24 protein-coding genes and 1 tRNA gene are annotated in these 23,380 nt (G+C 62.9%); 11 read left to right on the top strand and 14 right to left on the bottom strand.

Going from position 1 to position 23,380, the window contains the following annotated elements:
* Positions 1-110: 110 nt before the first annotated feature.
* Positions 111-929, top strand: coding sequence for an IclR family transcriptional regulator (locus AXYL_RS28835; RefSeq protein ID WP_049797872.1), 819 nt, complete (start codon positions 111-113; stop codon positions 927-929).
* Between the two features lie 17 nt (positions 930-946).
* Here the strand turns inward: AXYL_RS28835 and AXYL_RS28830 are convergent, their stop codons facing one another.
* The 4 genes from AXYL_RS28830 to AXYL_RS28815 all read right to left on the bottom strand — a co-directional run bounded on the left by AXYL_RS28830 (position 947) and on the right by AXYL_RS28815 (position 3,343).
* Positions 947-1,567: a glutathione S-transferase family protein gene (locus AXYL_RS28830; protein ID WP_013396419.1), complete on the bottom strand. Its 621-nt coding sequence runs from the start codon at positions 1,565-1,567 to the stop codon at positions 947-949.
* Positions 1,568-1,584: 17 nt separating this feature from the next.
* A complete protein-coding gene (gene ampD / locus AXYL_RS28825; RefSeq protein ID WP_013396418.1) occupies positions 1,585-2,163 on the bottom strand; it encodes a 1,6-anhydro-N-acetylmuramyl-L-alanine amidase AmpD in 579 nt (192 codons plus the stop codon).
* Between the two features lie 72 nt (positions 2,164-2,235).
* On the bottom strand, positions 2,236-2,499 hold the full coding sequence (locus tag AXYL_RS35110; protein ID WP_013396417.1) for a PP0621 family protein: 264 nt from the start codon (positions 2,497-2,499) through the stop codon (positions 2,236-2,238).
* A gap of 1 nt (position 2,500) precedes the next feature.
* Positions 2,501-3,343, bottom strand: coding sequence for an inner membrane protein YpjD (locus AXYL_RS28815; RefSeq protein WP_013396416.1), 843 nt, complete (start codon positions 3,341-3,343; stop codon positions 2,501-2,503).
* 106 nt (positions 3,344-3,449) lie between these two features.
* Here AXYL_RS28815 and ffh point away from each other — a divergent pair, with 106 nt between their 5' ends.
* Positions 3,450-4,853, top strand: a complete 1,404-nt coding sequence (gene ffh / locus AXYL_RS28810; protein WP_013396415.1) for a signal recognition particle protein — start codon at positions 3,450-3,452, stop codon at positions 4,851-4,853.
* A gap of 234 nt (positions 4,854-5,087) precedes the next feature.
* Here the strand turns inward: ffh and lysM are convergent, their stop codons facing one another.
* The 5 genes from lysM to trmB form a co-directional block, all read right to left on the bottom strand.
* The gene (gene lysM / locus AXYL_RS28805; RefSeq protein WP_013396414.1) at positions 5,088-5,534 is read right to left on the bottom strand and encodes a peptidoglycan-binding protein LysM; all 447 of its coding nucleotides are present in this window, start codon (positions 5,532-5,534) and stop codon (positions 5,088-5,090) included.
* Between the two features lie 42 nt (positions 5,535-5,576).
* Positions 5,577-5,894 carry a hypothetical protein gene (locus AXYL_RS28800; protein WP_013396413.1) on the bottom strand — a complete coding sequence of 106 codons (318 nt, stop codon included), beginning with the start codon at positions 5,892-5,894 and terminating at the stop codon, positions 5,577-5,579.
* A gap of 281 nt (positions 5,895-6,175) precedes the next feature.
* Positions 6,176-6,376: a sulfur carrier protein ThiS gene (gene thiS / locus AXYL_RS28795; RefSeq protein ID WP_013396412.1), complete on the bottom strand. Its 201-nt coding sequence runs from the start codon at positions 6,374-6,376 to the stop codon at positions 6,176-6,178.
* A 14-nt stretch (positions 6,377-6,390) separates the two neighbouring features.
* On the bottom strand, positions 6,391-7,329 hold the full coding sequence (pip, locus tag AXYL_RS28790; protein ID WP_013396411.1) for a prolyl aminopeptidase: 939 nt from the start codon (positions 7,327-7,329) through the stop codon (positions 6,391-6,393).
* Positions 7,329-8,153, bottom strand: coding sequence for a tRNA (guanosine(46)-N7)-methyltransferase TrmB (trmB, locus tag AXYL_RS28785; protein WP_013396410.1), 825 nt, complete (start codon positions 8,151-8,153; stop codon positions 7,329-7,331). Before trmB ends, pip begins: the two co-directional genes overlap by 1 nt.
* Positions 8,154-8,338: 185 nt before the next feature.
* On the opposite strand from trmB, the gene AXYL_RS28780 reads away from it, so the two are divergent.
* A tRNA-Gly gene (locus tag AXYL_RS28780) sits at positions 8,339-8,412 on the top strand.
* 71 nt (positions 8,413-8,483) lie between these two features.
* Here AXYL_RS28780 and AXYL_RS28775 read toward each other — a convergent pair.
* Positions 8,484-8,942, bottom strand: coding sequence for an Lrp/AsnC family transcriptional regulator (locus tag AXYL_RS28775; RefSeq protein WP_013396409.1), 459 nt, complete (start codon positions 8,940-8,942; stop codon positions 8,484-8,486).
* Positions 8,943-9,122: 180 nt separating this feature from the next.
* Between AXYL_RS28775 and AXYL_RS28770 the strand changes: the two genes are divergently transcribed.
* From AXYL_RS28770 to AXYL_RS28750, 5 genes are all read left to right on the top strand, one after another.
* Complete coding sequence (locus AXYL_RS28770; protein WP_013396408.1) at positions 9,123-10,082, top strand: LysR family transcriptional regulator; 960 nt, start codon at positions 9,123-9,125, stop codon at positions 10,080-10,082.
* A gap of 214 nt (positions 10,083-10,296) precedes the next feature.
* Positions 10,297-11,517, top strand: a complete 1,221-nt coding sequence (gene metC, locus AXYL_RS28765; protein WP_013396407.1) for a cystathionine beta-lyase — start codon at positions 10,297-10,299, stop codon at positions 11,515-11,517.
* A gap of 40 nt (positions 11,518-11,557) precedes the next feature.
* Positions 11,558-12,493, top strand: coding sequence for a 4-hydroxy-tetrahydrodipicolinate synthase family protein (locus tag AXYL_RS28760; protein WP_013396406.1), 936 nt, complete (start codon positions 11,558-11,560; stop codon positions 12,491-12,493).
* Between the two features lie 130 nt (positions 12,494-12,623).
* Positions 12,624-13,403 (top strand): SDR family NAD(P)-dependent oxidoreductase, encoded by a 780-nt coding sequence (locus AXYL_RS28755; RefSeq protein WP_013396405.1) that lies wholly within the window; start codon positions 12,624-12,626, stop codon positions 13,401-13,403.
* 108 nt (positions 13,404-13,511) lie between these two features.
* Positions 13,512-14,531, top strand: coding sequence for a Bug family tripartite tricarboxylate transporter substrate binding protein (locus AXYL_RS28750; RefSeq protein WP_148260640.1), 1,020 nt, complete (start codon positions 13,512-13,514; stop codon positions 14,529-14,531).
* 84 nt (positions 14,532-14,615) lie between these two features.
* On the opposite strand, the gene AXYL_RS28745 is transcribed toward AXYL_RS28750, so the two are convergent.
* Entirely contained in the window at positions 14,616-16,934 is a 2,319-nt protein-coding gene (locus tag AXYL_RS28745; protein WP_013396403.1) for a molybdopterin-dependent oxidoreductase, read from the bottom strand.
* A 251-nt stretch (positions 16,935-17,185) separates the two neighbouring features.
* On the opposite strand from AXYL_RS28745, the gene AXYL_RS28740 reads away from it, so the two are divergent.
* Positions 17,186-18,442, top strand: a complete 1,257-nt coding sequence (locus AXYL_RS28740; protein WP_041654397.1) for a D-amino acid dehydrogenase — start codon at positions 17,186-17,188, stop codon at positions 18,440-18,442.
* Between the two features lie 69 nt (positions 18,443-18,511).
* On the opposite strand, the gene AXYL_RS28735 is transcribed toward AXYL_RS28740, so the two are convergent.
* The 3 genes from AXYL_RS28735 to AXYL_RS28725 all read right to left on the bottom strand — a co-directional run bounded on the left by AXYL_RS28735 (position 18,512) and on the right by AXYL_RS28725 (position 21,336).
* A complete protein-coding gene (locus AXYL_RS28735; protein ID WP_013396401.1) occupies positions 18,512-19,474 on the bottom strand; it encodes a bifunctional GNAT family N-acetyltransferase/nucleoside diphosphate kinase regulator in 963 nt (320 codons plus the stop codon).
* Between the two features lie 97 nt (positions 19,475-19,571).
* Entirely contained in the window at positions 19,572-20,069 is a 498-nt protein-coding gene (locus AXYL_RS28730; RefSeq protein ID WP_013396400.1) for a hypothetical protein, read from the bottom strand.
* 202 nt (positions 20,070-20,271) lie between these two features.
* Positions 20,272-21,336 carry a GlxA family transcriptional regulator gene (locus AXYL_RS28725; protein WP_013396399.1) on the bottom strand — a complete coding sequence of 355 codons (1,065 nt, stop codon included), beginning with the start codon at positions 21,334-21,336 and terminating at the stop codon, positions 20,272-20,274.
* A 91-nt stretch (positions 21,337-21,427) separates the two neighbouring features.
* Between AXYL_RS28725 and AXYL_RS28720 the strand changes: the two genes are divergently transcribed.
* Positions 21,428-22,213, top strand: coding sequence for an alpha/beta fold hydrolase (locus tag AXYL_RS28720; protein ID WP_013396398.1), 786 nt, complete (start codon positions 21,428-21,430; stop codon positions 22,211-22,213).
* A 27-nt stretch (positions 22,214-22,240) separates the two neighbouring features.
* A complete protein-coding gene (locus AXYL_RS28715; protein ID WP_013396397.1) occupies positions 22,241-23,224 on the top strand; it encodes a Bug family tripartite tricarboxylate transporter substrate binding protein in 984 nt (327 codons plus the stop codon).
* The last annotated feature ends 156 nt before the right edge of the window (positions 23,225-23,380 follow it).

Raw genomic sequence — 23,380 nt, 5'->3', positions numbered from 1 at the left:
CCTGCGCCCTTTCTGGGGCACCGCCCGGAAAGCGCGCCTTTTCCCGGCATCCGGCCGCGATCTTGGCGGTTATGCTTGCACTCGTTCTCTTTGTCGCCAACCCCGTTTTCATGACCACCTTGCAGACTCCCGACCGCACGCCCACCTTGGATCCCGATGCCGCGGCGCCCGCAGGCACGCAGACGCTGATGCGCGGTTTGGCAGTGGTGCAGGCGGTGGCCACCGGCGCGCGCGACCTGAAGGAAATCTGCGCTCGCATCGGCGTGGCGCGCAGCACCACGCACCGCTTGGCCAGCTGCCTGGTGCAGGAGCGCTATCTGCGGTCCTTGCCTGGCGTGGGTTATGTGCTGGGACCCAAGCTGATCGAACTGGGCTTCCAGGCGCGCGAGGCCTTCCCCATGGCGACGCTGGCGCGTCCCTACCTGGACGGCCTGGCGGAACAGACGGGCGACACCATCCATCTCGCCGTGCGCGACAACGACGAGGTCCTGTACCTGGAAAAGATCCCCGGCAAGAAGGGGCTGGAAATGCGCTCGCGCGTGGGGCACCGCATGCCGCTGGCCGCCACCGGCGTGGGCAAGGCGCTGCTGCTGGATACCGAAGAGCCGCAATGGAAGGCGCTATACCGCGTCGGCGCGCCGGTGTCGTCACGCGCGCCCGGCGGCAGCCAGACCTGGGAGATCTTCCGCGACCGCATGCGTGACTATGCCGCCAACGGCTATGCCTTCGACCTCGAAGACAACGAACCGTCGATCCGCTGCGTGGCGGCGCCGGTGCGCGACGCCTCCAGCGGCATCGTCGCCGCCATCAGCGTATCGAGCACGGTGCCCTACATGTCGCTGGAGCGCATGCGCGACATGGTCGCCGTCGTGCAGGGCGCGGCGGCGGGGATTTCAGCGGAACTGGGGTGGAAGGTGGACCGCGGCTGAGGCCGCGGCCCCGCGCCTTATTCCAGCGGCAGCGTCAGCACGCCCTGCGGGGCCGGACGCATCATGACGCGGCGATACCAGGCCGATAGCGCTGGCGTGTCGGGGCGCTCGATCGGCAATGCCAGCCAGCGGTGGGCGGAGCAGACCAGGGCGATGTCGCCCATGGTCAAGTGGCGCCCGGCGATGAACTCGCGGCCTTGCAGGGCCTGGTCCAGGATCAGGGCGCGCGCATTGGAACGCTTGACCGAGTTTTCAATCGCGGCCTGGTCGCGCTTGGCCTCGGGCGTGCGGATCAGGCCCAGGAAGGCCGGACCCATGACGCCCTGCCATTCGGTGGCTTGCCAGTCCATCCAGCGGTCGGCGTCCGCGCGCATGCACGCGTCTTCCGGCCACAGGCTGCCCGCGCCGTAGCGCGCAGCCAGGTAACGCACGATAGCGTTCGATTCCCACAGCACGAAGCCGCCGTCGTCGATGACGGGCACCGTCCGGTTGGGATTCAGCTTGGCGAACTCGGGCGTGTCGACCGCGCCGAACGGGCCGCCGGCCTGCGTGAAGGAATGCGGCAGGGCCAGTTCGCGCACCGCCAGCATGACTTTCTGAACGTTGACGGAAGTCAGGCGTCCCCAGATCTTCAACATAACCATTCCTTGTAGTGTCAGACGGGCGGCAGCTGCCGCCGTGCAAAGCCGCTGTCGCGCGCAAAGCGCGTCCAGTTGAAAGCGGGCCCGGGGTCGGTCTTGCGCCCCGGCGCGATGTGCTCGTGGCCCCAGGCGGCGGCAAGAGGATAGCGCGCGCGCAGCGCCGGCGTCAGCTTGCGCAGCGCCAGGTACTGCGGTTCGGCATAGGGCAGGGTATCCGTGCCTTCAAGCTCTATGCCGATGGAGAAGTCGTTGCAGCGCTCGCGGCCCGCATGGCGCGAAACGCCTGCGTGCCAGGCGCGCTCGTCGGTGGCGACGAACTGGATGATGCTGCCGTCGCGGCGGATGAAGAAATGCGCCGACACGCGCAGGCCGCGCAGCCGTTCCAGCCAGGGATGCGACCCGTAGTCCAGCGTATTCAGGAACAGCCCGGCAACTTCAGGACCGCCGAATTGCCCGGGCGGCAGGCTGATGTTGTGCAGCACCAGCAGCGACACCTGCGCGCCGGCGGGGCGCGCGTCGCGGTTGGGGGAGGGCATGAGCGAAACGCCCGGGGCCGGCGCCAGCCAGCCATGACGATCCAGAAGCAAGGCCATGGGAAGAGAGCATGCGTGTGGTTTCCAACACGCATTATGCCGTGCGGGGCGGCTAGCCTCTAATCGGGGGGCTCAGTGCCTGGCGGGGCCCAGGCGCGCGTGTTCCGCGCTGCACCAGGTCTGGCCGTTCTGCTGCAAGGCCTCGGAGCGGGGCAGATGAATGCCACAGTGGGCGCAGCGCACCATGGATTCCAGCGGTTTGGGTCCGCCCGCGCCAGTCTTGGCCTTTTTGGCGTCCTGCGCGCCGGCCTGGCGCGCAGCCGCCATGCGTCCGGCCAGGCGGGCCACGAACAGCACCAGGATGATCAGAACAATCCAGAACAGCAACTTGCCCACTTCAACCTCGATGCAAAATCATTTCCAGCACGAACCGGCTGCCGGTATAGGCCAGAATCAGGAACCCGAAACCCGTCAGCGTCCAGCGCAGGGCGACACGGCCGCGCCAGCCCCAGATGTGGCGTCCGGCCAGCAGCACGCCGAAGGTCAGCCAGGACAGCAGGGTGAAGACGGTCTTGTGGTCGAACGGCAGGATCTTGCCCGTCAGCTTCATGGAAGCCACCGAACCGGTGCCCACGGCCAGCGTCAGTACGACGAAGCCGATCCAGATGATGCGGAACAGCAGCTGTTCCTGCACTAGCAGCGGCGGCTGGGAATCCAGCACTCGGCCGACGATGCTGCGTTCGGCGGGAGCTTCCAGCGGGCGATGCAGGTGGCGGTCCAGCAGCGCCATCATCATGGCGTGCAGCGCGGCGATGGTGATCAGGCCGTAGGCCGCCAGCGCGATCAGCAGGTGGACGCGCAGCCAGGCGTCATTGGCATGGGGCACGAACTGCCCCTGCGGGAAGAGCGCGGCCAGGCCGCTGGCAAGGGTGGCGGCGGGCAGCAGCAGCAATTGCAGGCCGTCTATGCGCACCAGCAGGCTTTCCAGCCAGAACACGACCATGCCCAGCCAGATGGCCGCGGACAGGGCCAGCGCCCAGCCTATGAACAGATGCTGGGCTCCCAACATCGATTGTTGCAGCCCGATTCCATGCAGAACCAGGGCTCCCAGCAGGCACAGGCGGGCGATCTTGCCGGTCTGTTCCACGCCGCCGCCGCGGGCCAGGCGGATCCAAAGCGACCCTCCCAGCACTGCGTACGCCAAGGCAGCCGCCGTGTGAAATACAATGCCTAGTGACATAGAAACCGTTGTCTGGATGGGGCCTTGGGGCGCATGCCGCCCGAAAGCGCAGAATCCGCGCCTGCGGCCACCGTTCAATCAACTAGTTTAAGCGGAAACGCCTCTCATGCTCGATAACCTAACTCAACGCCTGTCGCGCGTCGTCAAGACGCTGCGAGGGGAAGCCCGCCTGACCGAGGCCAACACCCAGGAGATGCTGCGCGAAGTGCGCATGGCGCTGCTGGAAGCCGACGTGGCGTTGCCCGTCGTGCGCGAGTTCGTCGCGCGGGTGAAGGAAAAGGCGCTGGGCGAAGAAGTCGCCAGCAGCCTCAGCCCCGGCCAGGCCCTGGTGGGCGTGGTCCACAAGGAACTGACGTCCCTCATGGGCGGCGACCTGGGCGCCGACTCCGGCGAACTGTCGCTGGCCGTGCAGCCGCCTGCCGTCATCCTGATGGCAGGCCTGCAGGGCGCCGGCAAGACCACCACCACCGGCAAGCTGGCGCGCTGGCTCTCCGAAGGCCAGCACACCCAGCACGGCCGCAAGACCGGCAAGAAGAAAGTGCTGGTGGTGTCCGCCGACGTGTATCGCCCGGCCGCTATCGACCAGTTGAAGAGCGTGGCGGCGCAGGTGGGCGTGGACTTCCTGCCGTCCGACCCCAGCCAGAAGCCCGAGGACATCGCCCGCAACGCGGTGGACCACGCGCGCCGCCATCACTATGACGTGCTGATCCTGGACACGGCCGGCCGCCTGGGCATCGACGAGGCCATGATGCGCGAGATCCGCGCGTTGCACGACCTGGTCAAGCCGGTTGAAACGCTGTTCGTGGTCGACGCCATGCAGGGCCAGGACGCGGTCAACACCGCGCGCGCCTTCGCCGAAGCGCTGCCGCTGACCGGCGTGGTGCTGACCAAGCTGGACGGCGACGCCCGCGGCGGCGCGGCCCTGTCGGTGCGCCACGTCACCGGCAAGCCCCTGAAGTTCGTCGGCGTCTCGGAAAAGCTGGACGGCCTGGAGCCGTTCTACCCCGAGCGCATGGCGCAGCGCGTGCTGGGCATGGGCGACATCGTCTCGCTGGTCGAGCAAGCGCAGAAGAACATCGACATCGCCGAAGCCCAGAAGCTGGCCGCGAAGATCAAGTCGGGCAACAAGTTCGACCTGAACGACTTCCGCGACCAGCTCGGCCAGGTGAAGAAGCTGGGCGACATGGGCTCGCTGCTGGAAAAGCTGCCCGCGCAGTTCCAGCAGGCCGCAGGCCAGCTGCAGGGCGGGCAAGCTGAAAAACAGCTGCGCCGCACCGAAGGCATCCTGAATTCCATGACGGCGGCCGAACGCGCCAAGCCTGAACTCATCAAGGCCTCGCGCAAGCGCCGCATCGCGGCCGGTTCCGGCGTGCCGGTGCAAGAGGTCAACCGCCTGCTGGCGCAGTTCGAGCAGATGCAGGGCATGATGAAGCAAATGAAGAAGGGCGGCATGGCCAAGATGATGCGCGCCATGGGCGGCATGAAGGGAATGGGCCGCTTGATGAAGTGATGCCCCACGGCGCGCGCACGGCGTGCGCTTGCTGTGCCCCCCGCCGCACTCGCTTCGCTCGCTTGCTGCCCCCCAAGGGGGCGCTTTTTCCCCGGGGCGGCCCGGCGGGAAAAGACAAAAAAATGGCCAGACATTGCGTCTGGCCAAGTAATCGCGGCTAGCAGGGGGCGCCTGCCGCGATGCAAGCCGGAAAGCGCATGGGTGCTTTCCAGCTTGTCCGATTTCCGTCAGTGATCAGGACAGGGGCGGGATGCGCAGCACCTGGCCCGGGTAGATCTTGTCGGGGCTGGTCAGCATGGGCTTGTTGGCTTCGAAGATCAGGTTGTTCTTGGCGCCCTGGCCCTTGCCATACTGCGCTTCGGCAATCTTCCACAGGTTGTCGCCCTTCTGCACCGTGTACATCTTGGCTTCCGGCGCGGCCTGTTTCACCTTCAGTTGGTTGTCCACCTGGGCCACGCCCACGGTGTTGCCCAGCGCCAGAGTGATCTTCTCTGCCGCTTCCGTGCTGAGGGCCTCGCCCGCCACCGTGACCTTGTCGCCATCGACCGAGATCTGCAAGCCGTCGGCATTCAGGCCGTGCTTATCCAGCTCTTTCTTCAATTCGTCCGCCGTCGCGGCCTTGGCCTCGCTGGCGCCGAAGAGCTTTTCTCCAACGTCCTTGATGAAATTGAGCAGACCCATAGTGTTTCCTTTATCTATGTTGCGGTGAGAAAACCAGTGCCTTCAGGGCTTTTGGCCCATGAACATTTTGCGCACGATGCCGGCGATCAAGGTCAGCACGGCGCCACCCACGCCGCCGCCGACCACGCTGCTGGCGATCGCGGAAAGATCCAGTCCCGTATTGCTCGCTGCAACCGCGTCGGCTCCCGCGGTGATCATCGGGGCTAGCCAGGAACCGCCCGCCAGGCCGCCGATGGCGCCCGCGATGGTGTTGCCCAATGGACCCAGATTGAACTGCTGGAGCATCTTTCCCAAGCCATTGCCCCCGGCAGCGCCGGCGACAAGCTGGATGATCAGGTTGATGATGACTGCGGTGTTCATGATGCCTCCTCTGCCCATGAGGGCGATGTGCAACGCTAGAACAACTGCAAGACAAGAGTACGAAACCAGCAGGAACGATTATGACTCGCACATTCCCCGCGCGACGAGGGGTTAACGTGTAACAGGTTGCTAGCCTGTTGGCAGACTACGCAAGAATGCTGGTCAGTTTGCAGGGAACGCACCGCGGCGGGTCTAAACCGCATCCGGCGCGCGGCTTCATGCGACAAGGGCCGCTATCGCAGCGGCCCTTGTCTGTACAGCTTTTCAGTGCGGCGCTGGCGTCAGCCGCCGCCCACGGCCACGACGATCTCGATCTGGTCGCCGTCCGTCAACGCGGTCTGCTCATGTTGGCTCTTGGGCACGATTTCGCCGTTGCGTTCCACCGCCACGCGCTTGCCGGCATAGCCCAGGGCCTCCAGCAGTTCGTTCACGGTCGTGTCCAGCGGGAACTCCCGTGCGTCTCCGTTCAGGGTGATGTGCATGCAGGTCTCCTCAGTTATCGCGCATAGCCGTCGGTGGCCGCGATCAGCCGCGCCAACGTGCCGGGTTCGTCAAACGCATGGCCCGCGTCCGGGACCAGGTGGAATTCGGCCTCGGGCCAGGCGCGGTGCAGATCCCAGGCGGTGCGCGCCGGCGTGCAGACGTCGTAGCGGCCCTGCACGATGGTGCCGGGTATACCGCGCAGCTTATGCGCGTCGCGAAGCAATTGGCCTTCTTCCATGAAGCCGCGATTCACGAAGTAGTGGTTCTCGATGCGGGCGAAAGCCAGCGCGGCGCGGTCGGCGGCATGGCTTTGCTGATGGCGCGGGCTGGGCAGCAGCGTGATGGTGCTGTCTTCCCATTTGCTCCAGGCCTTGGCCGCGCGCAATTGCTCGGCCGGATCGTCGCCCGTCAGGCGCTTGTGATACGCCGCCACCAGATCGCCGCGTTCATCTTCCGGAATCGGCGCCAGGTACTCTTCCCAGCGGTCGGGGAACAGCCACGACGCGCCTTCCTGATAGAACCAGTGGATCTCCGAGCGGCGCAGGCTGAAGATGCCGCGCAGCACCAGCTCGCTGACGTGGGACACGTGCGTTTCCGCATAGGCCAGCGCCAGCGTCGACCCCCAGGACCCGCCGAACACCAGCCATTTTTCCGCGCCCATGACCTCGGAGCGCAGGCGCTCGATGTCGGACACCAGATCCCAGGTCGTGTTGTTCTCCAGGCTGGCGTGGGGCTGCGAACGGCCGCAGCCGCGTTGATCGAACAGCAGCACGTTATAGCGCTGCGGATCGAACAGCTGGCGATGCACGGGCGAGCAGCCGCTGCCGGGTCCGCCATGCAGGAACACGGCGGGCTTGCCCTGAGGATTGCCGCAGAGTTCCCAATAGATCTGGTGGCCGTCGCCAGTGTCCAGGGTGCCTTGGCGGTAGGGTTCGATGGGCGGGTATAGCATCAGGCGACTCGCTTGAAGATAAGGTCCCAGACGCCGTGGCCCAGGCGCAGGCCGCGGTTCTCGAATTTGGTGAGAGGGCGGTAATCAGGGCGCGGCGCGTAGCCGTCCGCGGTATTGGCAAGCTGCGGCTCGTTGCCCAGCACTTCCAGCATCTGCACCGCGTAGTCTTCCCAGTCGGTGGCGCAATGGATGTAGCCGCCCGGCGCGATGCGGCTGGCAAGCAGCGAAATGAACGCGGGCTGGATCAGGCGGCGCTTGTGATGGCGCTTCTTGGGCCACGGATCCGGAAAATAGATGTGCACGCCGGCCAGCGAATCGGGGGCGATCATGTCGCGCACCACTTCCACTGCGTCGTGCTGGATGATGCGCAGGTTCGGGATGCTGGAGTCTTCAATGCGGCGCAGCAGCGAGCCGACGCCGGCGTTGAAAACCTCCACGCCCAGGAAGTTGTCGTCCGGACGCGCCAGCGCGATTTTCTCGGTGGTTTCGCCCATGCCGAAGCCGATCTCCAGCACCGTCGGCGCCTGCCGGCCGAAAGCGGCGGCGGGATCCAGGCGGCGCGGCGCATAGGGGATGGACCATTGGCCCATCAGGCGCTCGAGCGCGGCCAACTGGCCCTGGGTGATGTGGCCGCGGCGATGCACGAAGCTGCGGATATGGGTCGCGCCGGGGCTGTTGGGGGCGTGCGCGGTACTGGCCAGCGCCGCCTGGGTTTCCGGGGAAACGGCGGCCTGCGCGGCCTCGCCGCCAGGCGTCGCGGGGGTGCTTGCGGCAGCCGGGGCCGGGGCGGTCGCAGGGTTGTTTTCGGGGGTGTTCGTATTCATAGCCCGGATTGTAGTGGCAGGTCCGGCGCGCCGCTGTCGCCCAGATGCACTAAATTGGGGACATATTTAATCCGCGTAGGCCGAGGCCCGTCGGAGTACGGCGGCGGCAGGCATCCGGCCACGAGAAAAGGCGCGCTATAATCGCCGCCTCTGCTTCGGCTTTGCGCCGAGGGCACGACACCCGAGCGGGTGTAGTTCAATGGTAGAACGGCGGCTTCCCAAGCCTCAAGCGTGGGTTCGATTCCCATCACCCGCTCCAATTACGCCCCACATCCAACCCGTCGCTTTGGGATGCCAATCCCTAGGGCAGGGGCTTGCCGCGCTTGCGAATCAAAGATGGTCTAGCGGCAACGCCGTGGTGTACTTGAGTTCCTCCATGGCAAAACTCGAACTGACGTCAAACAGTTCAGCGACCTGGATGAGCTTCTTGTAGACGAAGTCGAACCCCGCGATATCGGGCACCACCACCTTGAGAAGGTAGTCGGTGTCGCCGGTCATCCGATAGAACTCCATGACCTCGGGCATATCCTTGACGCCGAGCGAGAATTTTTCAAGCCAATTGAGGTCATGGCGATTCGTCTTTATCGAGACGAACACCGTCACGCCCAGCCCCGCCTTGTTGTTGTCCAGCAGGCAAACCTGGCGGCGAATCAGGCCGGACGCCTGCAAGTGCTGAATCCGCTTCCAGCACGCGGTCGGTGACAGGTGGACCTGTTCCGCGATTTCATTGTTCGAGAGGCGCGCATCTGTCTGAAGCAACGCGAGGATGCACCGATCTTTCTTGTCCATGGCTCACTCAACTTACCCTCCCTTTTGCGCGGCGAACATATCCAGGATGCCGGTGCTGCTGCGCGGTTCGGAGGCCAAACCTGAGGTCGATGTTATAGGCGGTCTCACCTCGGGGCGATACAATTCATCGAGCCAAACCTACAAGAAATTTTATATTTGAGCCGGCAAGCCGGAGGCGCGATGCAAGAGGTGGACCTTACTCTCACGCAGACTTTTTTCCTCGTCGCACAGGAGGGGACCTATTCCGCCGCGGCGCGCCGGCTGAACATCACCTACCAGTCGGTGGCCAATCACATCCGGCGCCTCGAGCAGCGCGTCGGCGAGAAGCTGGTGATCGCTGGGCGCGGCGCCAAGTCGATCAAGCTCACGCCGCGCGGCACCAGCCTTTACCGGCTGCTGGCGCCGGAATTCGATGTCATGCTGACGCGCCTGGGCAGCCTGATCGATAAGGAGCGGCCAGTCATCCGTATCGGGATGCCGCACGCGATCTTCTACTACCTGCTGCCGCCGGTGCTGACGAAGTTTCGGCGGATGTATCCCAACGTCGAGATTGTTGGCTACGAAAAGGACGTCTCGCTGCCGGAACTGATACGCAACGGCTCGCTGGATGTCTGTTTGAGCGAGCGCTATTTTGGCGATACCGTGATTCCGCAACGCGTTATCTGCCACTATCAACCGGCGCTGGCGTTCCCGTCGAACTGGCCCGCGCCAGCCGATGAAAAGGCGGTTCCGGAATGGGCGCTTGGGCGGCCGCTGGTGACATATGAACCCGGCCAGATGCTCCGCAATATTGCACTGGACTATTTGTCGGTCGGCAACGAGCAGCCCAAGGTCGCGGTGTCTACCTCGACCAGCATGAGCGTCAAGCGTTGCGTCGATGAAGGGCTGGGCTTCGCATTGCTGCCCACCTGGTGCATCGACGAGTCGGATCGGCGCCTGAACTGCATCGCGCTTCCCAACGCGCCGAGGATTCCCATCTATTTCGGCGAAGCCATGTTCCTGAAATCGAATCCGTTTGTCCGTACGCTGCACAAGCTTTGCCTGGAGATTTTTCCCACCACCATCGAAGAGCGCGCGGGCCGGTGGAGCTCCCTCAACGCAAGCAGGCCGAAACGCACGCGCTCCGCTGTCCGAAGCTGAGGCCTTTCATCCGTGCCGGGCCTGACCCGGCATAGCCGGCCCGCCCGCGTCAGATTGTCAGGATTCGGCGGTGATTATTTTTCTCTTTTTGCCTCCGAAAGGGGTAAAAAATCGAAGAGTTTTCACCCACTATCCTCATAGACTTGATCACGTCATCAGTGGTCACCGACTTCCCGTGGAAGCGCTGGCCGTGCATCCACGGAGATTGAAGTTCATGAGGGAAAGCACTCAACTCGTCAGCGCAGGCCGGCATCCGGAACGTTTTGGTGGCCTGGTGAATACCCCCATCTGCAGGGCATCGACGATACTCGCGGGGAGCATGGCGGAATGGGAAGGCATGAAGCGCGCTCGCGCCGCGCAAGAGCCGGGCGCCACCACCTATGGCCGCTATGGAACCGCCACTACCCACGCGTTCGAGGAGGCCATGGCCGCCCTGGAAGGCGGCCACCGCTCCTTGGTCTTTCCCTCGGGCCTGGCGGCCATTGCCACGGCGCTCACCGCATTGCTCAAGGCCGGTGACCATATCCTGGTGTCGTATAGCGCCTATTCCCCGACCCGCTCTTTCCTCGATCGCGTGCTTAGCCGTTTCGGGGTCGACGTACAGGTCTACGACCCTGCTTGCGGCAAGAGCATTGAATCGCTCATGCGGCCCAATACGCGTGTCGTATTTGTCGAATCACCGGGTTCCGAAACACTCGAAATCCAGGACATTCCTGCCATCGCGGCAGTCGCGCATGCGCACGGCGCCTTCGTCGTCATGGACAATACCTGGGCCACGCCCTTGTTCTTCAAGGCCTTCGAGCATGGCGTCGATGTGTCCATCCACGCCGCGACCAAGTACATCGTGGGCCATTCGGATGCCATGCTAGGCGTGGTGACCTGCAACCAGGCCACCTGGCCCAAGGTCAAGGAGACGACGCAGGAAATGGGCCAGACGGCCAGTCCCGACGATATCTTTCTGGCGCTGCGCGGGCTGCGCACCTTGGGCGTGCGGCTGCAAAAGCATATGGCGTCGGGAATCCGCGTGGCCCAATGGCTGGAGCAGCAGGCCGAGGTCGAGGCCGTGGTGCATCCAGCGCTGCCGTCGCATCCGGGTCACGCCATCTGGAAGCGTGATTTCAAAGGGGCGAGCGGCCTATTCACAGTGGTCCTGCGCGCAAGCGATGACGAATCAGTGACCGCCTTTGTCGATACGCTGCATCATTTCGGAATCGGCGTGTCCTGGGGTGGATATGAGAGCCTGGCCATACCGTTCAGTCCGGGTAAGCACCACGGCGATCGCTGGCCTCACAAGGGCAAGGCTGTACGCATGCATGTGGGGCTGGAAGACCCGGAAGACCTGATCGCCGACCTGAAACAGGGTTTGGCTGCGATGGTTTCCTGCCAGGAGGCGCAGCAGCAAGATAATCGGAACGAAGTCGCCCGCTCGGCTTGAGCCTCACCCATTTTTGACTCGGCCATTATTGGAGATATACATGAGCAAGATGAAGATCACCGGGTCCTTCGTGGCCCTGATTACCCCGTTCAACAAGGACGGCAGCCCCGATTACGAAGCTTTCCGCGAGCTGCTGAAATTCCAGGAAGACAACGGCACCAGCGCCGTACTCATCATGGGATCCACGGGCGAGGTTTCCATGCTGTCGCAAAAAGAGCGTCAGGACATCATCGTGGAAACCGCGAAGATGAAGACCGGCAAGATGAAGCTTTTCTATGGCTGCACCGGCAACAACACCGAGGCGACCATGGATTACCTGCGCTTTGCGAAGGCCAACGGCGCCGATGGCGCCATCCTGGCCGCGCCCGCCTACATCTGCGCCTCCGAATCGGACATCGAAAGCTATTTCCTCGAAATCGCCGACGCCACCGACCTGCCGCTGGGCATCTACAACAATCCGCCGCGCGTCAAGAGCGACCTGCACTGGGACCAGCTGCTGCGCATCTTCAAGCACCCGAACTACGTGGTCCACAAGGAATCCACCACGCGCGTGGGCCAGGTGGCGCAGGTGCTGTATGGCGCGCCCGACGTGTCCGTGATGTGCTGCGATTCGCCCAACCTGGGCCTGGTCGTGCCGACCATGAGCCTGGGCGGCCATGGCACGGCCAACATGACCGGCAATATTGCGCCGGCAGAGTTGACCGAGATTTCCCAGCCCTGGACGTCGCCCGAGGTCAGCTTCAGCTTCCGCGAGTCCTATTTGCGCAATCTGCAATTGCTGCACTACTCGTACTCGGCCATCAATCCCGTGGCCATCAAATCGCTGATGAAGGCCGTGGGCCTGCCGGCAGGCGAACTGCGCAAGCCGCTGCGCGCGCTGGAAGGGGAGCCCTTGCTCAAGGGCCTGCGCGCGGTCAAGGCGCTGGGCCTCGACAAGAAGTACGGCTGGAATTCGCTGCAGCTGAAGGCCGCGTGATCCGTTGCTGGACCAGTCCGGAAAGGACGTGCGTCGGAAGATTGTCCGCCCTGCGGCTTCCTGCTGACGGAACGCCTTTCCGGCCATTTCATGGCATGGCTCGGGCTGCGCCTTTGCAATAGGAAACGCTATGGATTTGGGAATTCGAGGCCGCCATGCGCTGGTTTTCGGCGGCAGCAAGGGAATGGGCCGCGCCTGCGCCCAACAGTTGGCGAGCGAAGGCGTCAACGTGACCATCGCGGCGCGCACGGAAAGCACGCTGGCCCAGGCAGCTGATGAAATCACGGCGGCCACGGGAACCCGGGTCCGCTATGCGGTTGCCAATATCACCACGGATGAAGGGCGGATGGCAGCGCTTTCGGTGTGCCCCGCGCCCGATATCCTGGTCAACAATGCGGACGGGGCGCCGCCCGGTGACTTTCGCCAGTGGACCCAGTCTGATTGGCATGCAGCCCTTGATGCCATGGCTCTCGGGCCGATCGACATGATCCGGCGGGTCGTTGACGGCATGATGGAACGCCGCTTCGGCCGCATTGTGAATATCGTTTCGCGCAGCGTCAAAACGCCGCAGCTTGAACTCGGGCTTTCCAACGGTGCGCGCTCCTGCCTGGTGGGTTTTGTTGCGGGCCTGGCCCGCCAGACGGTGCGGCACAACGTCACCATCAACAATCTGCTTCCGGGCGTCTTCGCCACTGATGCGCAGCGGCATCACATAGAAGGAATGCTGGAGCCAGGCGGCAAGAGTTTTGAACAGTTGTGGACGGAGCGCGGATCCAACAATCCTGCTGGACGCTACGGTGAGCCCGAGGAATTGGGCGCGCTTTGCGCATACATCTGTGCGGCCCAATCCGGCTATATATGCGGACAGAATATCTTAATAGACGGCGCCGCCTATCCAGGCACCTACTGATTCGCCTACGATCATCCCCGCTTTCCACACCCCCCTCCTTCATGGATTGCGGGTCCGGGGAGGGGAGCGGTACTCGTTGCCCAACCATTTTCAATGAGATCGTTCGTCATGCGTAATACCCCATTTAGTTCTCGCCGCTTTTGCATGAAAGGTATTGCGGCCGTTGTCGGTGGCTTGGCCGTGCTAGGTTCAGTACAGGCGCAATCGAAGTCGGACGCCTCCTATCCCAGCCGCCCGATTACCATCGTGGTGCCTCATCCTCCTGGCGGTTCCGTCGACGGCCTCGCTCGCATATTTGCCGTGAAGCTCGGCGAGGAGCTGAAGCAATCGGTCATCATCGACAACAGGGCGGGGGCGTCCGGGATGGTGGGTGCAGGCGTGGTCGCGCGTTCAGCGGCAGATGGCTATACCTTGTACCTGAATGCCTCGATCCACAACATCAACCCGTTGCTTTATGGGAAGAAGATGACCTTCGATGCAGTGAAGGACTTCACTCCCATCAGCGGTCTCGCCCAGGGCGCATTGATATTCAGCGTGAACAACGATGTCCCTGCGAAGACCGTGCAGGAATTCGTCGGCGTGGTGAAGGCTGCTCCCAACAAATACAATTTTGCAACCACGGGCTTTGGCTCGGCGGGGCACCTCGCCATTGCGCAGTTCGCATATGAAGGCGGGCTTTCCGATCTGAAGATTCCGATCGTCCTCTATAAAGGCGGCGGCCCTGCCTTGACCGATTTGATCGGCGGGCAGGTTCACGCGCTGGCCGATCCGATGCTCTCCTCGCTGCCCATGGTCAAGTCGGGCAAGATACGCGCGTTGGCGGTAACCGGCGACAAGCGCAGCCCCTTGCTTCCGGAAGTTCCAACGATGCGCGAAGCCGGGCTGAAGAATTTCGAGTTTTATTCCTGGTACGGCTTGTGGGCGCCAGCCAAGTTGCCGGAGCCGATACTCAAGAAGCTGGAAGTTGCCACGCAGAAAGTCATGACGTCCGCCAGCATGAAGGAGCAACTCGATAACCTCGGCTTTGAAAGCTCCTACAGGAACAGCGCGGACTTCACGCAGTACATCCAGGCCGAAACGGACAAATACAGCGCCATCATCAAGCAGGCCAATATCACCGCGGACTGAGGCTATTTCCCATGAACCAGAGCGCCCCATAGAGGGGCGCTCTGAGCGCCGCGGCAACGGCGCGTCCGGCCTTGGACCAGATGGCTATGCGGCGCGATCCGATTTGACGATTGCCGGTATTTCCAGAGCCCGGACCAAGGGCGCAGCTTCTTCCCAACGCATCACCTCCACCAGCGCGGACTGGGCGCTGCTTCCCTGAGTCAAGCGGGAAGTGCCCACGTCGATCGTCAGCACGTTGGGGTTGCCGTGTATCTCCAGATTCTCGTCGGCAGCGTCAAACCAAGCTCCCGTAGGCAGGGCCACCACCCCAGGCTTGAGGTCGGCGTCGATAACCGCGGTTGCAAGGCACGCGCCGCGGTCGTTGTAGACCTTGACGAGATCATGTTGGCCGATGCGCCGCGCTTGCGCATCCGACGGCGAGATGCGCAGCGCTTCCCGGTCATTGATCTTGAGATCCACCGATGTCTTGCCGCCATCCATTTGGGAATGGAGCTTGCCAGCGGGCTGCGGGGTGAGCAGGTGCAGCGGCCACCGGGCTGCCTTGGGTGATCCAAGCCACTCGTCCGGCGTCAGCCAGCAAGGGTGGGGCGGACAGTCGGCATAACCGAATCCGGCGATTTTCTCGGAATACAGCTCGATGCGACCAGACGGCGTACGCAGCGGGTTTCCCTGGGGATCGCGACGGAACTCTTCGAACAGCACAAATGGTCTTTCAGGCTCGGGTATGTCCACGAATCCCCGGCTCCAGAAAGCGTCGAACTCGGGGGCCATATGGCCACTGCCGCGCCATTCCTTGGCCATGGCTTCGTAGATATGCCGCACCCACTCCATCTCGCCACGGCCTTCGGTAAAACCATGTTCATAGCCGCCCAGCGCGGCCAGTTCCCGGTATATGTCGAAGTCATTGCGGCTGGAGCCGATCGGCGCCAGAGCCTGGTGCATGGCGAATACGTGGCGATCCCGAGTCGATCCGCCGATGTCATTTCTTTCCAGCGTGGTGGTCGCCGGCAGCACGATGTCCGAGCGGCGCGCCATGGGCGTCCACCAAATCTCGTGAGCAACTATCGTTTGCGGCCGGCTCCATGCCCGGCTGAATCGATTCAGGTCCTGCTGATGATGGAAGGGATTGCCGCCGGCCCAGTACACCATCTTGATGTCCGGATAAGTGCCTTCGCGCCCATTGAATTCGTAGCGCTGGCCAGGATGCAGCAGCATGTCGGTGACCCGGGCAACAGGAATCACCGAGCCGGTCGGATTGCGCCCCGATTCCATGGCGGGCCCCGCAATCTCCATGCGCGGGTTTCCGGCGCCATTCATGGAGGCATGTCCAAATGCAAAGCCCCCGCCGGGCAGCCCGATATGCCCCAACGCAGCGGCAAGCGCAATGCTTGCCCAGTACGGCTGTTCGCCGCGATGAGCGCGTTGCAATGACCATGCGCAAGTCAGCATGGTGCGAACGTTGCGTGCCTGGCGCGCGAGCGCGCGGATCGTCTCGGCCGGGACATCACAGATCGCCTGGGCCCATTCGGGCGTCTTGGGGGTTCCGTCTGTCTTGCCTTCGAGATAGTCGCGCAAGGCCGGAAATCCAACGCAATGGAGCTGGAGGAACTCCTCGTCCTGGATGCCATCGGCGATCAGCGCCTGCATCATTGCCAGCATCAGGGCGGCGTCCGTGTTGGGACGAATGGGAATCCAGCGCGCGCGCACGCCGGCAGGAACATCCCCCCTGGTTGGGCTGATGACCACAAGCTCCATGCCCGCCGCCACCGCCCGTTCGAGCTGCCCGGGCACGGGATGGTCGCCGGCGCCGCCTGACGTGATCTGAGTGTTGCGCAGCGGCATGCCGCCGAATGCGATCAATAGCCGCGTATGGCTCGTGACACTGTTCCAGTCTGTCACACGGCCGGTCACCGGCGTATAGGTGCCGATCACATGGGGCAGCAGGAACTGCGCAGTGCCCCAGCTGTAGTTCCCCGCCTGATTCGTAAAGCCGCCGCCGGCATTCAGGAACCGGTGCGTCTGGGTGCGCGCATGGTGCAAGCGGCCCGCCGATGACCAGCCATATGAGCCACCAAAGATGGCCTCGCTGCCATGCTCCGTCCTCACGCGCTGGAGTTCCGAATGGACCGCTGCAAGGGCTTCGTCCCAACTGACCTCGACGTAGTCGTCACGTCCGCGCTCGCTCCCGTCGCACAAGTGCCGATCGCGCAGCCATCCCTTCCGTATGGCTGGCCGATTCACCCGTAGCGGCGAGTGGACCATGGCAGGCATCGATTGCAGGATGCCCGAGGGCGCGCTGTCATGGGCGAACGGCTCGCAATCGATCAGCCGGCCGCCTTGTGTGACCGCGGTGAAGGCGCCCCAGTGTGAGAGCGAGGGGAAGCGGCGAATCTGTTCAGTCATGATTTGACGAGGTTCTGGCCCAGGGCTCGCGCATTTCGAGGATCCGGACCGATTGCGGATATTCAACGCGCCATTAATGCTAACAACACCGCCGGTGAATTTTCTTTCCATTCGCGCGGATTGGCGTCAGAACAATGAAATAAATTTCACTTCGGCACCCTTTATTCTTGAATCCGGTCAGGCGCGACGCCGCCGGTTTTCGCCTTCCGACTACGCCTCAGATATCACGATAGACCCAGACAACCACGCCCATGAAAGTTCTCATCCTCGGATCCGGCGTAGTCGGTGCCGCAACGGCCTACTATCTCTGCCGCGAAGGCCACGAAGTCGAAGTCATAGAGCGCCACTCGGCGGCAGGAATGGAAACAAGCTTCGGCAATGCGGGTGGTTTGTGTCCGAGCTTTGCAGCGCCATGGGCCGCGCCGGGAATGCCGATCAAGGTATTGAAGATGGCGTTGAAGGCCGATGCTCCGGTGCGCTTTTCGCTTTGGCCGGAATTTGAAAGGCTACGTTGGACCAGGCGATGGCTGATGGAATGCAATGCGCCGCGATTTCGCGTCAACAAACTGCGCATGCAGCGCGTGGCCCACTATAGCCTCGCTTGCCTGAAACAGCTTATGGCCGAAACGCAGATCGCGTTCGATTTTCATGCGGGCGGCGTGTTGCAGCTATTCCAGACCGAAGCGGAGTGCCAGTACGGCAATATTGCCGCCAGCGCATTGAAGGAATTCGGCATTCCCCACGGCGTGTTGAACGGACGCGATGCGCTGGCGGTCGAGCCAGCCTTGCGAGACGCCACCGCCAAGATCGCGGGCGGCCTTCATTTGCCGTCCGATGCCTCCGGCGATAGCCACATTTTCTGCCAGGCATTGACCACCTGGCTTCAGCGTGCAGGCGTGAAGTTCCGCTTCGACACCGATGTGCGGCGATTGCTGCATGAGGGCGGGCGGGTGGTGGGCGCCGAGTCCTCAGGCGGCGTACTGAAGGCCGATGCCACGGTTGTCGCCTTGGGCAACCAGGCTCCGGCATTGCTTGCGCCGCTGGGGATCAAGCTTCCCATCTATCCGCTCAAGGGCTATTCCATTAGCGCGCGGGTGACCCATGCTGGTCAAGCGCCCAATATGTCGGTCATGGATGAACACAATAAGGTAATGATTTCCCGACTGGGCAACAGAATCCGCGCGGCGGGCATGGCCGAACTGGTTGGCCACGGCTTGTCATTGAAGGCAGGCCGCAAGGATGTACTGGTCCGAGCGGTGCGTAGCCTGTTCCCAAATGGCATTGACTACGCGAACGCTACCTTTTGGGCGGGCCTGCGCCCCATGACGCCGGATGGTCCCCCCATACTCGGAATCTCTGGTTGGGACGGGCTGTTTCTCAATAGCGGCCATGGCTCGAACGGCTGGACCCAGGCTTGCGGAACCTCCCGAGTCGTCGCGGATCTGGTGTGCGGCCGCAAGCCTGAAATCGACCTCGAGGGACTCACGATTGAGCGCTTTCGAAGGTAGCATGCCGATGCAACGCTGGCACTTTCGGGTTCAATTGAGGACCTGCGCGGCTGAGCGGCGAATGCCGGTCTACAGGTGGAAATCGCCCGCGGCTTCCGGCTGGTAAAGCACTTTCCTGATCCCGATCCGGCGAGTCCGGTCCGAAATCCTCCAGTCGATGGCATCCCCCTCCTGATAGCCCAGGATGGCGGCGCCGACGTCGGAACACACGGAAAACTTTCCGGCGCTGCTGTCTGCGTCTTCAGGGTAGACCAGGGCCACTTCCATTTCTTCGTCGTCCAGCTGCAGCAAGGCCCTGGAGTTCATCGTGACCACGTTCCGCGCCACCTGCTGCGGCGTGACGACGATGGCTCGCTCAAGCTCGTGCTCGAGTTCGACAATAGTCGGTCCTTGCTCGAGTTCTATCAGGCTCTTGAGCCGGGCCTTGTCGATCTCAGTGACGTAGATATCCGTGGAGTCGACAACGGCGCCTTCGCGCAAGAGGCGGAGATAACGCCCCGCAGTCATGGAAAATGACTTCAGCGTCGGCGTTTCGCTTTCAAGCAGAAAGCCGGTGCGCAGAAAGGTCTTCAGCGAGCGCGCGTTGTCCGGGTGGATCTTGGCGATGAGCTTCTGGGCCCGCATATCGAGGAAGGCCAGTTTCATGCCTTCGCGGATCGTGCTGGCGCCGAGGTTCCGACCCCAGTTGTCGCAGTCTCCGATGACCAGGACGATCTCGCAGTCCGTGCCGGTCTTGACGAGGCGGACAAAGCCCACCGGGACGTCGTGCCGGTCATAGGCCATGAAGAACCGGCCACCCTGGTTGAACAGATGGGTCAGGATCGGCAGCTGAGTCCGATCGATGGCTTGCTCGATGAAGCGGGAAACATGGCGCGAATCGCTCAGGTAGCAGGTCACGCGCTCATCTTCCAACCAATCCATCAGCGTCAGCGCGTGTGTCCGGGTAATTTCCGGGCACAACGAAATGAAAGGCTTGTTCATCTTCACCACACTAATTTGTAAAGGATGAAAGCCCTTCATGGCGATGGCCATGACGGTTCTTTCGGCAAACCGCGCATTTTAGGACGGAATGCGGATGGATGCAGGACAGGCTGGAAGCGGGCGTCGCTTGCAAGGCCGGAGAGGCGTGTCAGATCGGATGAACCCTGCGCCGGCGCATGATCCACTGCCAGGAATCCACGAACAGTTTTGCCGACACGGAAAAAGCGATCAGCACGGCCACGCCGGAAAGCGTGGGCCATTCCTGCGCCCAGGAATGCTCGAACACCAGGACGACGAGCAGGTGCCCCACCGCGGCCATCAACGGCGCGCCTACTATCCATCCCGCGAGAAACCAACGGTCGTAACGGGTAAAGACCTTCGCGAAACTGAGGTGATAGGCCACACGTGCGACGTAATAGGACAACACCAGGGTCAGGAAAATGAGCGCGATGCCGGCTAGCGTAAAGTCTTCGGATACGCTGACCTTGTGCCAGCCTTGAAGTATCGGGTCGCCGATCAGGATCCATTGGCTGACGGGCGGATCGAAGTGCGCGATCGGAACGATCCCGACACTGCGTGCAAGCCACGCCAATCCGTGGAAGCAATACCAGGAAAAGGTGATCGAAGCCGCCCCGCCGAGAAGCATACGCAGCCTATGGCTAGCCACCGCTGAAACTCCCATAGTGTTCAAGGTTCCCTGAGTATTCCACGTGCAGTCCCGGCCTTCTCAGTAGTCGGTTTTCGTCGTGGCACGCGCTACGTATTCTTGCATGCCACATTGCCGTCCAGGACTCGACATGCGACTTCCGGAACTTGCCGAGGCCAAAAGTTCCGCTCTCGCGGGACCCTTAATCCTCGCTCCCATACCGCTCCATCTTCCACCGCGCCCGCGGCCCCCGCTGCGTGTACTCGCGCCGGTAATCCGCCGGCGTCAGGCCGAACTTGCGCTTGAAGGCGCGGCGGAAGGCCGCGACATCCAGATAGCCGCAGTCATTGGCAATGTCCTCCACCGAGCGCAGCGTCACTTCCAGCCACATCTGGCTTTTCCGCATCCGTATGTCAGTGAGGAATTCATGAGGCGTGATCGCCAGGTGCATCCGGAACAGGCGTGCCAGGGTTCTTTCACTGACCGCCGCATGCTGGGCGGCGTCGCCTATCGTGACGGCTTCTTGTGCATGCGCCAATAGCCAATGCGCGGCCCGATACAGCGGGCTGTCGCGCGTGAGGCCGCTGACTTTCTCGATCGGCAGCGTCGAGGCGATGAACTGCCGCGCGGGATCGAAGACAAGCTTGTCGCGCGACGCGCCGGCCAGTCCGGCGATCCCAGTGCGTTCCATCAGTTCAAGCACGCAGTCATAGGCCAATGAAGGCGTCCCGGCCAGCAGGATGCGCTCGTTGGCCCAGACAATCGGATCGTTGGCGATGGCCAGGTCCGGATGGGCGCGCGCGAAGCCCGACTGGTACGCCCACTGCACCGGCGCCTGCATCTTGTCCAGGACGCCTGCCGCCGCAACCAGCCAGACGCCGGTGCCGATCGCGCAAACGTAGCGCCCGTCCGCCACCGCGCCGCGGATTTCGCGCAGCACCGCTTCGTTGCTTGCCACGCTGGCGCGCAACTGAGGCACTGAAACCGTTTCCAGCGGCGGCACCAAGATGGCGCGCTCCATTGCCCGATCCGGCGCGCCCGGCGGCATGAAGCACAGGTGTTCGGCCTCCGGTTCCTGCGCCGCCATCAAAGGGTCGTAAACGCAGGACCAGGTCACGACATGCCCGGAGGACTGCCCGCTACGGCTGCGGGCGATGCCGTTCGCGGTGCGGAAAGTATCTATCGCGGCATGGACGGGGCCGTTCAACCTGCCGGCAGGCTGCAGCAGGTCTACATGCAGAGGGTAGTTGTCTGGAGCGGCACCCATGATGTCTGTTTGGAGCGCGGTCTTTCCGCAGAGGATCGAACAAAATCAACACGCAAATATTAGATCAACCGACCCCTCCGAGGAGCCTTTCGTGCCTTACGCCATCGCACCCGACGACACCCGCATCTACTACGAAACCTATGGCGACGGCGCGCCCGTCCTATTCATCCATGGAGGCGGCGGCAACACCATATGCTGGTATCAGCAGGTGCCGTTCTTCGCCAGGAACTACAAGGTCATCGTGATGGACCTGAGGGGGTTCAAGAATTCTCCCTGCGCCCCGGAGAGCAACCATCCGCGCCATTACCCCGCCGACGTGCTGGCGATCCTGGATCAGGAAGGCATAGGCAAAGTCAACCTCGTGTGCCAGTCGCTGGGCGCATGGGCCGGCCTGCCGCTGGCCGTGAAGCACCCCGAGCGAGTGCAGACGCTGTTCATCAGCGGCTCGCCGACGCCTGCCTATTCGCCCGAGACCTGGGAAATCCTGCGCAAGGCCGGCAAGACCTTCGATGATGGCCGCCACGACCTGCGCAGCAAGAGCATCGGCTGGAACCGCAAGAACGTCGAAGCCCGGCCCGAGATGCTGCACCTGTATGGCTGCATCAAGGCGCTCAATCCCAAGGGCTTCCTGGCGCTGACCATGCAGGCCGACGACGTCAAGATCCATCCTGTCGAGTTCGAGGGCTACCGCGTGCCGACCTTGATGACGGGGGGAAGCCACGACGATTTTCTCACGCCGGAAAGCCACCATCTGGTCGCGAGACTGCTGCCCAACAGCCAGAAATACACCTTTGAAGACTCGGGCCACTCTCCGTACTTCGAAACGCCGGACGAATTCAATCGCGTGGTGCTTCAGTTCCTGGACGCGCACAACTAGCTCCCGATGCTGCAAGGAGGAGACAAAATGACTGCCATTAAAGGAACATTGGGATTCGGGCTGGCATGCGCCATGGCGCTGGCTAGCGTCGGCGCCATGGCGCAAGCCGGCTACCCGAACCGGCCTATCCGCTGGATCGTTCCCTCTCCCGCGGGCGCGCCTATCGACGCCATCGGACGCAAACTGGGCGAACTGATGTCGGCGCAACTCGGCACGCCCATCGTGATTGAAAACAAGCCCGGCGCTGGCAGCACCATCGGTGCGACCGAAGTCGCGCGCGCCAAGCCCGACGGCTATACCTTGATGCTGAGCGTGGGCGACGCGCTCATCTCTTCGGTCGTCACCATGAAGGTGCCTTACGACCCGCAGCGAGACTTCACCTTGATCAGCAAGATTGCCGCCTCCGGTCCGGTGCTCATCGCCAACAAGACGATGCAAGCCAGCGATCTGACTGGGGCGGTCGAGGAAGCGCGGGCAGCACAGATTCCCCTGGCCTATGGGTCATACGGCCCAGGCTCATACCCGCAACTGATCATGGAGAGCCTGGCCAGGCAGTCTTCGGCAACGTTCATCGAAGTCCCATACAAGGGTTCGCCGCCGGCAATGACCGATCTGCTGGGCGGGCAGTTGGCGTTTACCTTCACTTCCACCAGCATTGCCGCGCCCATGATCGCGGACGGCAAGGTCAAGGCCATCGCTGTCATCGGCGACAGGCGCTCGGCGCTGCTGCCGGAGGTCCAGACCTTCGCCGAAGCGGGATACGACGCCTTCATATTCAAGAACAAGGCCTGGGTCGGCTTGAGCGGCCCGGCAGGCATGCCCGCGGATGTGGTGCAAAAGCTCGCGACGGCCGCGCAGCAGGTGGTGCGCGATCCGGAGTTCGGCAAGTATCTGGCAAACATCGGTTTTGATGCCGTAGGCAATTCGCCGGAGGAATTCCTGCGGGAGTACCGGGAGGAATATGCGGTGGTGCCAAGGTTGATCAAGGAGCTTGGCGTGACGGCGCATTGATCATCGGACGCCTTCCGGATATCTGGGTCTGCTGATATAGATTCAATATCGAATATCAAATTCTTAATATTAGACAGACCCATCAAGCACGCCTAAAGTCATCCACTGGACCACCAGGCCAGGACCGCCGTCTAGAGCGGCCAGCCTTCCACCCAA

This window comes from Achromobacter xylosoxidans A8 (assembly GCF_000165835.1).
GTDB classification, from domain to species: Bacteria; Pseudomonadota; Gammaproteobacteria; order Burkholderiales; family Burkholderiaceae_B; genus Achromobacter; species Achromobacter xylosoxidans_B.
This window is presented reverse-complemented; position numbering and strand designations above follow the sequence as displayed.